The 815-nt window shown below is 53.9% G+C and carries 2 protein-coding genes and 1 pseudogene; all 3 read right to left on the bottom strand.

What is annotated here, in order from left to right; genetic code table 11:
* A partial coding sequence (locus OGY67_RS00025) for a DUF2514 family protein (protein WP_502872163.1) occupies positions 1-220 on the bottom strand: 220 nt, incomplete at its 3' end.
* Positions 221-231: 11 nt separating this feature from the next.
* Positions 232-780, bottom strand: a complete 549-nt coding sequence (locus OGY67_RS00020; RefSeq protein WP_286573043.1) for a lysozyme — start codon at positions 778-780, stop codon at positions 232-234.
* Positions 752-815: pseudogene (locus tag OGY67_RS23680) on the bottom strand (holin); the annotation flags it as partial. The gene OGY67_RS00020 and the pseudogene OGY67_RS23680, both read right to left, overlap by 29 nt.

Below are 815 nucleotides of genomic sequence, written 5' to 3'. Positions count from 1 at the left end.
GTGCATCTTTTACAGCCTCATCACGGGCAATTATGCGCCCTTGCTCAATCATGCGGGCGGCGGTCTGCGCGTTCGCTGTTTGCGAGGATTCCGCGCTATCACGTTCCGCCCACTTTTTTTCCCAACCCCGATCGCTCCAGACATCACCAGCTATAAACGAACAGACCACCAGCAAGAGAACTGCAGCAGGTTTCCACCAAGTCTTTATCGCGGCAAGGATCGTAGCTGGATTCACTGGTTTATCCCCCAGCAAGCCAGAGCGCTTTCCTGGTCTCGCCTTTCTACCTGCCCATAGCAGCCATTTTTCTGGCCTTTGGTCAGACGACAATCGCGGCCACCGTCTTTAATCCACCAGCGAATAGCTTCACAGGCTCCTTTACGGTCGCCCGTATTGATCCGCTTATAGAACGTGGACGGGAAACATTTTCCGGGGCCGATGTTATATGGGCAGAAAGACGCGATCCCGGCTTTCTGCGGTTCGGTCAGTGGTACCTTGATATTTCGTTCAACCCACGCCAGCGCCTTGTCGCGTTCTATGGCGTTCACCCGGGCGCATTTCTCAGCAGACAGCTTCATGCCCTGCACTACTGGCTTACCATCAACCATCGTGGCACCACGGCAAATAGTCCAGATTCCGCCGCCGTCGCGATATGCTGTCAGGCTGTTACCCTCTTTCTCATCCAGAAACTGATCGAGAATAACGGGCGCGGATGCCCCGGCAAGAATCAAACCAATGACCGCTGCGCTCAGTTTATTCTTCAGCTTTGGTGACATTGCCATTAAGCCGGTCCTCCCTTTCCTTTTTCCTGTAATAC

Origin of the sequence: Citrobacter sp. Cpo015 (assembly GCF_030333035.1) — a bacterium.
GTDB lineage: Bacteria > Pseudomonadota > Gammaproteobacteria > Enterobacterales > Enterobacteriaceae > Citrobacter > Citrobacter portucalensis.
The sequence above is the reverse complement of the archived record's forward strand: the minus strand, read 5'-3'. Positions and strand labels throughout refer to the sequence as shown.